Annotated in this window: 6 protein-coding genes; 3 read left to right on the forward strand and 3 right to left on the reverse strand. The window is 65.0% G+C overall.

The genetic code is table 11. The annotated features are described in order from the left end of the window. The first annotated feature begins 95 nt into the window (after positions 1 to 95). The 3 genes from mtnK to fba all read left to right on the forward strand — a co-directional run bounded on the left by mtnK (position 96) and on the right by fba (position 3847). A complete protein-coding gene (gene mtnK / locus NKI06_RS13800; RefSeq protein ID WP_352985785.1) occupies positions 96 to 1370 on the forward strand; it encodes an S-methyl-5-thioribose kinase in 1275 nt (424 codons plus the stop codon). Further along, positions 1367 to 2461, forward strand: a complete 1095-nt coding sequence (mtnA, locus tag NKI06_RS13805; protein WP_352985787.1) for an S-methyl-5-thioribose-1-phosphate isomerase — start codon at positions 1367 to 1369, stop codon at positions 2459 to 2461. Before mtnK ends, mtnA begins: the two co-directional genes overlap by 4 nt. A gap of 321 nt (positions 2462 to 2782) precedes the next feature. Further along, positions 2783 to 3847 carry a class II fructose-bisphosphate aldolase gene (gene fba / locus NKI06_RS13810; RefSeq protein ID WP_023749737.1) on the forward strand — a complete coding sequence of 355 codons (1065 nt, stop codon included), beginning with the start codon at positions 2783 to 2785 and terminating at the stop codon, positions 3845 to 3847. Positions 3848 to 4008: 161 nt separating this feature from the next. Here fba and NKI06_RS13815 read toward each other — a convergent pair whose 3' ends face one another. From NKI06_RS13815 to NKI06_RS13825, 3 genes are all read right to left on the reverse strand, one after another. Beyond that, positions 4009 to 5115 (reverse strand): isopenicillin N synthase family dioxygenase, encoded by a 1107-nt coding sequence (locus NKI06_RS13815; RefSeq protein WP_352985789.1) that lies wholly within the window; start codon positions 5113 to 5115, stop codon positions 4009 to 4011. Between the two features lie 136 nt (positions 5116 to 5251). Next, positions 5252 to 5908 (reverse strand): methionine ABC transporter permease, encoded by a 657-nt coding sequence (locus tag NKI06_RS13820; RefSeq protein ID WP_352985791.1) that lies wholly within the window; start codon positions 5906 to 5908, stop codon positions 5252 to 5254. Continuing rightward, entirely contained in the window at positions 5889 to 6977 is a 1089-nt protein-coding gene (locus tag NKI06_RS13825; RefSeq protein ID WP_352544864.1) for a methionine ABC transporter ATP-binding protein, read from the reverse strand. The genes NKI06_RS13820 and NKI06_RS13825 overlap by 20 nt, the downstream gene beginning before the upstream one ends. Positions 6978 to 7137 lie beyond the last annotated feature (160 nt).

Raw genomic sequence — 7137 nt, forward strand, 5'->3', positions numbered from 1 at the left:
TGTCAACTCGATTGACAATTGCCAGTCAGCTTCCTAGCTTGGCCTCACCGCCATCGCTCCACTATGATTGGAGCGAGCAAGCGGGAGGGTGAGGAATGACTGCGAAATTGCCGTTCGAAGCACTGTCGGTGGAGACGCTTGCAACGCGCCTTGGCACGAACGATGCGCTGTGCGCAAAAATCGGCCTCGATACCGGTGCCTGGAAGGTGCGCGAGGTCGGCGACGGCAATCTCAACCTCGTCTTCATCGTCGAGGGCGTGTCGGGTGCGGCCGTGGTCAAGCAGGCCCTGCCCTATGTTCGCCTCGTCGGCGACAGCTGGCCATTGCCGCTCAAACGCTCCTTCTTCGAGTATCACGCGCTGACGCGGCAAGAGGCGCGCGCGCCGGGCTCGGTGCCGGCGATCCTCCATTTCGACGAAGCCCAGGCGCTGATCATCATGGAATATCTGGCGCCGCCGCACATCATCCTGCGCCGTGCCCTGATCGACGGCCGCGAGTTGCCAAATATCGCCCGCGACATCGGCCTGTTCATGGCCCGCACTTTGTTCCGCGGCTCTGATCTCTCTATGCCCACCAAGGACCGCAAGGCCGACCTGGCGCTGTTTGCCGACAATGTCGAGCTCTGCGGCATCACGGAAGACCTGGTGTTTTCCGATCCCTATTTCGACGCCAAGCTGAACCGGCACACCTCGCCGCAGCTCGACGGCCTAGTCGCCGAGCTGCGCGCCGACCGCGACCTCAAGGTCGAGGCGCAGCGGCTGAAGCATATCTTCGCCGCCAACGCCGAGACGCTGCTGCATGGCGACCTGCATTCGGGCTCGATCATGGTCACCGACACCGAGACGCGGATGATCGATCCGGAATTCGCCTTCTACGGTCCGATGGCCTTCGACGTCGGCATGCTGCTCGCCAATTTCTGGATGTCCTACTTCTCGCAGCGCGGCCATGAACACAAGGGCAAGCGTGACGCCATGCGTGCCTATCTGCTCGGGGTGACCAATGACACCTGGACGGTGTTCCGCGCCGAGTTCTCGCATCTATGGCGCACCGAGCGCACCGGCATGCTTTACCAGAAGAGCCTGTTCGAGGATCAGGGCGACATTCTCGCCTCGGAGCAGGCGCTCGACCATGTGCTGCACCAGATCTGGACCGACCTCTTGGGCTTTGCCGGCATCGAGGTGCACCGGCGCATCCTCGGCCTCGCCCACAATGCCGATTTCGAGACCATTGAAGACGAGGATCTGCGAGCCTCCTGCGAGGCCAAGGCGCTGAAATTCGGCCGTCACATCGCCGTCAACCGGCGCCAGATTCACGGCATGGACGAGGTCAATAATCTGGCCGCTTCGATCGAACGGGAGAGCAGGATTTGAACGTCGGCGAGCGCCACTACCGCACCATCTGGCTGAGCGACGACCAGCGTTCGGTCGAGATCATCGACCAGCGCTGGCTGCCGCACGAGTTCCGGGTCGAGACGATCGGGAGCGTTGCCGGCATCGCCACCGCGATCCGTGACATGTGGGTTCGTGGCGCGCCGCTGATTGGCGTCACCGCGGCCTACGGCGTGGCCATCCAGATGGCGGACGATCCGTCTGACGAAGCGCTCGACGCGGTCTGGGAGACGCTGCACAAGACGCGGCCGACTGCGATCAATCTACGCTGGGCGCTGGACGAGATGCGGCGGTTCCTCAGGCCGATCGTATTGGGACAGCGCGCGGAGGCGGCCTATAAGCGCGCTGCCAAAATCGCCGACGAGGATGTTGATCTCAATCGCGCCATCGGCGAGAACGGGCTTGCCATCATCAAGGAGATCGCGGCACGCAAGAAGCCGGGCGAGCCGGTCAACATCCTCACCCACTGCAACGCCGGTTGGCTGGCGACGGTCGATTACGGCACCGCCACGTCGCCGATCTATCTCGCCGTCGAGGCCGGCATTCCGGTCCATGTCTATGTCGACGAGACGCGCCCGCGCAACCAGGGCGCCCAGCTGACCGCCTGGGAGATGGCCGGCCACGGCGTGCCGCACACGCTGATCGTCGACAATGCCGGCGGCCATCTGATGCAGCGTGGCGCGGTCGACATGGTGATCGTGGGCACCGACCGCACCACGGCCAATGGCGACGTCTGCAACAAGATCGGCACCTATCTCAAGGCGCTCGCCGCCTCCGATAATGAGGTGCCCTTCTACGTCGCTCTGCCCTCGCCGACCATCGACTGGACGGTGGGTGATGGCCTGACCGAAATCCCGATCGAGGAACGCTCCGGTGACGAGGTGTCGCTGGTCTGGGGCAAGACGGCGGACGGCAAGATCGCGCAGGTGCGGGTTTCGCCCGAAGCGACGCCGGCGGCAAATCCGGCATTTGACGTGACGCCGGCACGGCTGGTGACGGGGCTGATCACCGAGCGCGGTGTGGCCAAGGCTTCGCGCGAAGGATTGAAGGCGATGTTCCCCGAACGCGGATAATCTCCCCCTTGAGGGTCCGGGGGAGATGTCGCCAAAGGCGACAGAGGGGGTCGGCGCGTCCTGACGCGAACTCCCAGCACCGACAGATGACGCTAGCGCTCCAGTCGAACCGACCCCCTCTGGCCTGCCGGCCATCTCCCCCTCAATGGGGGAGATTAGCGCCTCACCGGCTGGCTACCGGATTTCAGCCCTGCAACAAGAATTGCGGCCCCGATGGCCGCTGACGGTTGCGGTTCTGGCGAAATCCGGCCAGAAGCATCTAGGCCGGCAACCGGCCGGCCCGCGACGTTGCGCTTGAAACCAGATACGGGAGACTATTGGGTGGCTCGCATAACACTGAGACAATTGCTCGATCACGCCGCCGAGTACGGCTACGGCGTACCCGCTTTCAACATGAACAATATGGAACAGGGCCTCGCCATTATGGAGGCGGCCGAGGAGACCAAGTCGCCGGTCATCCTGCAGGCAAGCCGCGGCGCCCGCGCCTACGCCAATGACGTGGTGCTGGCCAAGCTGATCGACGCGCTGGTCGAAATCCACCCCGACATCCCGGTCTGCATGCATCTCGACCATGGCAACAACGAAGCCACCTGCGTCACCGCCATCCAGTACGGCTTCACCTCGGTGATGATGGACGGCTCGCTGAAAGAGGACGGCAAGACGCCGGCCGACTATGCCTACAATTCCGGCATCACCCGGCGCGTCGTCGACATGGCGCATTGGGGCGGCGTGTCGGTGGAAGGCGAGATCGGTGTGCTCGGTTCGCTTGAGAGCGGCGGCGGCGAGCAGGAAGACGGCCACGGCGTCGAAGGCGCCATCAGCCACGACCAGCTCTTGACCGACCCAGTGCAGGCGGTCGAATTCGTCAAGGACACCCATGTCGATGCGCTGGCTGTCGCCATGGGCACCAGCCACGGCGCCTACAAATTCTCGCGCAAGCCGGACGGCGCGGTGCTGGCGATGAATGTCATCGAGGAAATCCACCGCCGCCTGCCCAACATGCATCTGGTCATGCACGGCTCGTCCTCGGTGCCCGAGGACCTGCAGGAGATCATCAATAGATATGGCGGCCAGATGAAGCCGACCTGGGGCGTGCCGGTGGAAGAGATCCAGCGCGGCATCAAGCACGGCGTGCGCAAGATCAACATCGACACCGACAACCGCATGGCGCTGACCGGCGCCATCCGCAAGGTGCTTACCGAAAACCCGTCGGAGTTCGATCCGCGCAAATATTTGACGCCGGCCATGGCTGCGATGCGCAAGCTGTGCAAGGAGCGCTTCGAGCAGTTCGGCACCGCCGGCAACGCGCAGAAGATCAAGCCGCTGCCGGTAGCCGAGATGGCCAAGCGCTACAAGTCGGGGAGCCTTGATCCGAAGTTTGGGTGAAGTCCCCTGGCGCCTCTTCCTTCTCCCCTTGTGGGGAAGAAAGAAGAGCTATTGACATAAAAAAGGCCGGGCGCGAAAGCGGCCCGGCCAAAAGAAGGTCAAGAACCTTCAGAGGGGAACACCGCTCGGTGGAATGGGAGGAAACCGCCGAACGATAATTCCTATATGCGCGTATTCGCGGCACATGGCGACGAACGGCTTTCTAAAACGACGCGAGATTCGGAAATTTCGTTCTCGTTTTGAAAGATTTCAGCCGGTGAGGCGTCGGTTACCAGAAGATCGGCATAGTGCCGGCGCGCCACGTCGGGATGCGAGCGCAGGCGGCTCTTCAGCACATTGGTGCCGACATTGCGAAACAGCGGGTTGTCGGGATCGCTGGCCGGCCCCCGCGCCTCGGCCGCCAGATCCTCGGGCAGGTCGAGCAGCGGGATCGTGGCGTCGAGCCGGGCGCTGAAGAAGAAGGGCACCGAAATCCGCTCGACACCGGCCGGTGGCGTTACCACGCGGTGGACCGTTGCTCTCAGATACCCGTTGGAGGCCAGCTCGAGCAGTTCGCCGATGTTGACCACCAGCGTGTCGGGCAGCGGATCGACGTCGACCCAGGCACCGTCATATTCGACCTGCAGCCCCTTGCTCTCGTCCTGCAACAGAAGCGTCAGGAAACCGCCATCCTTGTGCGCGCCGACGCCCTGGTTGTCGCCGGTGGCGTCGCGGCCGGGGTAGCGCACGATCTTCATGCGATGGTTGAGCTCGGCCCGGTAGACGGGATCGAAGGCGTCCTCGGCCTGATCGAGCGACAAAGCGAAGGCCCGGAGCAGCCGGATCGCCACCGCCGTCGCCTTGGCCTGCCATGCGAGCAGCGCCGGCTTCAGCTCGGGCAGCGTGGCCGGCCACTGGTTGGGCCCTTGCAGCCGCGTCCAGGCGGGCACGCCGGGGCCTTGTTCGATGGCCGGGCGTTCGACGCCGATGTCGAGCTGTTCGCGCCAGTCGGCCTTGCCTTTGGTCAGCTCGCCGCCGGCGCGCGTATAGCCGCGGAACTGCGAGGACTTCACCATTTCGATCGCCAGTTTGTCGGCTTCCGGCAAGGCAAAGAACCGGCGCGAGGCGTCGAGCACTTTTGCGGTATCCGCAGTCGATATGCCGTGGCCGGTCAAATAGAAGAAGCCGACATCGCGCGCGGCCGTGCGCAGGTCGAAGAGAAACGTTCGCCGCTCGGAAGCGCCCTGTTCGAGACGGCCGAGATCAAGCACGGGTACGATCCTGGGCATGGTCAAGCTCCTTGTTCCGCTGTCACGGTGGCACGCAGGCCGGTCCGATCAAAGCAACGCGCAATCCAATCTCGGCGCCGATAGAGAAAGCCGGCGCTGCGTTTGGCAGCCTGCCGGCAAATAACGTTCGTGGCGCTCATCCGCGCCGGTCCAGCCTGGCGACCAGCCGGTCGCCGACCCACTGGATGCCGCAAACGAGGATGATCAGCACAATGACCACGGCGACCATGACGCTGGTCTCAAAACGCTGGTAGCCGTAGCGGGTGGCGAGGTCGCCAAGCCCGCCGGCACCGATGGCGCCGGCCATGGCCGAGGCGCCGATCAGCGTTACCAGCGTCACCGTGAAACCGGCGATGATGCCGGGCAATGCTTCGGGCACCAGCACCTCGCGGATGATGGTCCAGCGGTTGCCGCCCATGGCGCGCACCGCCTCGATCAGGCCGCGATCGACCTCGCGCAGCGACACTTCGGCGATGCGGGCATAGTAAGGCGTCGCCGCAATCGACAACGGCACGATCGCCGCCCAGGTGCCGATCGAGGTGCCGACGATCAGCCGCGTCACCGGGATCAGCGCCACCAGAAGGATGATGAAAGGCACCGAGCGGAAGCCGTTGATGACGGCGCCGAGCGCGCGGTTCACCCACAGGCTTTCGGCAATGCCGCCGCGCTCGGTGGCAATCAATGCCAGGCCGAGCGGCAGCCCGAAGACGAGCGAGATGAGGCCCGATGCCGCCGTCATCAGGACCGTCTCCCAGATCGAACGCAGCAGAAGTTCAAACAGAACCGGCGACATGGCCAAGCACCTCCACGCGCGCGTCGCGGGCCTTCAGGAATGCGATTACTTTCGACAGATGTTTCGGATCGTTGCCCGCGACCGCAAGGAACAGCGTGCCGACCGGCTGCTGCTGGACATGGTCGATGCCACCATGGACGAGGCGGAAAGGCCCCGGCACCGCCACCGCAAGATCGGACAGCAGCGGACCGCGCGCGGCCTCACCTGCGACGTCGACCCTGAGGATGAGCTCGGCGCCGCCTCCGGGAGCAAGCCGGCCGGCAATCTCGGCCGGCAGTTGCGGGCGGATGCCGCCGAGCAGGCTCCTGGTGATTTCGGAACGCGGCTCGGCAAAGACCGACCACACCGGGCCTTGCTCGACGATGCGCCCGGCATCGATCACCGCGACGCGGTCGGCGATCGAGCGGATCACCTCCATCTCGTGGGTGATGAGCAGGATGGTGAGGCCGAGCTGCCGGTTGATGTCTTTCAGCAAGGCCAGGATGGAGCGCGTCGTCTCCGGATCGAGCGCTGAGGTCGCCTCGTCGGACAGCAGCAGCGCCGGCCGCGCGGCCAGCGCCCTGGCGATGCCGACGCGCTGCTTCTGGCCGCCCGACAGCGAGGACGGATAGGCCTTCGCCTTCTCCGACAGGCCGACGAGGTCGAGCAATTCGGCGGCGCGCGCCAGCCGTTCGGCCTTTGGGCGGCCCTCGATCTTCAGCGGCAGCGCGACATTGTCCTCCACGGTCTTGGCCGACAGCAGATTGAAGTGCTGGAAGATCATGCCGATGCGACGCCGCAGCGGCTGCAATTCACGCTCGCCGAGCCGGCCGATCTCGCGGCCCTCGATGAAGACGTCGCCGGAGTCCGGCCGCTCCAGCCCGTTGAGGCAGCGGATCAGCGTCGACTTGCCGGCGCCGCTGCGGCCGATGATGCCGAGGATCTCGCCCTTGCGCACCGTCAGCGAGACGCCGTCGAGCGCAGGCGTCGCGCCGAAGCGGCGCTTGAGGTCGACCAGGCGTACGACATCTTCCTGCCCGGCCGATATATTGACCGGACCGGATGCTTCGGCCGTGACGTGCTGGTTCATCTCACTGTCCGTTTCGACGCTCGACAAATGCGACGGGGGGCCCCGCCCCCCCCGGCCCCCCGGGCCCGCCGAACCCGCCCCCGGCAAAAAGCGGGGGTGCCCCGGCCCGGGTTGACCCGGTGCGTGATAAAAAACGCCCGGCCCCGCGCCACCAAAAACG

The organism is Mesorhizobium sp. M0772 (assembly GCF_040320135.1).
In the GTDB taxonomy this organism is placed as follows: Bacteria; Pseudomonadota; Alphaproteobacteria; order Rhizobiales; family Rhizobiaceae; genus Mesorhizobium.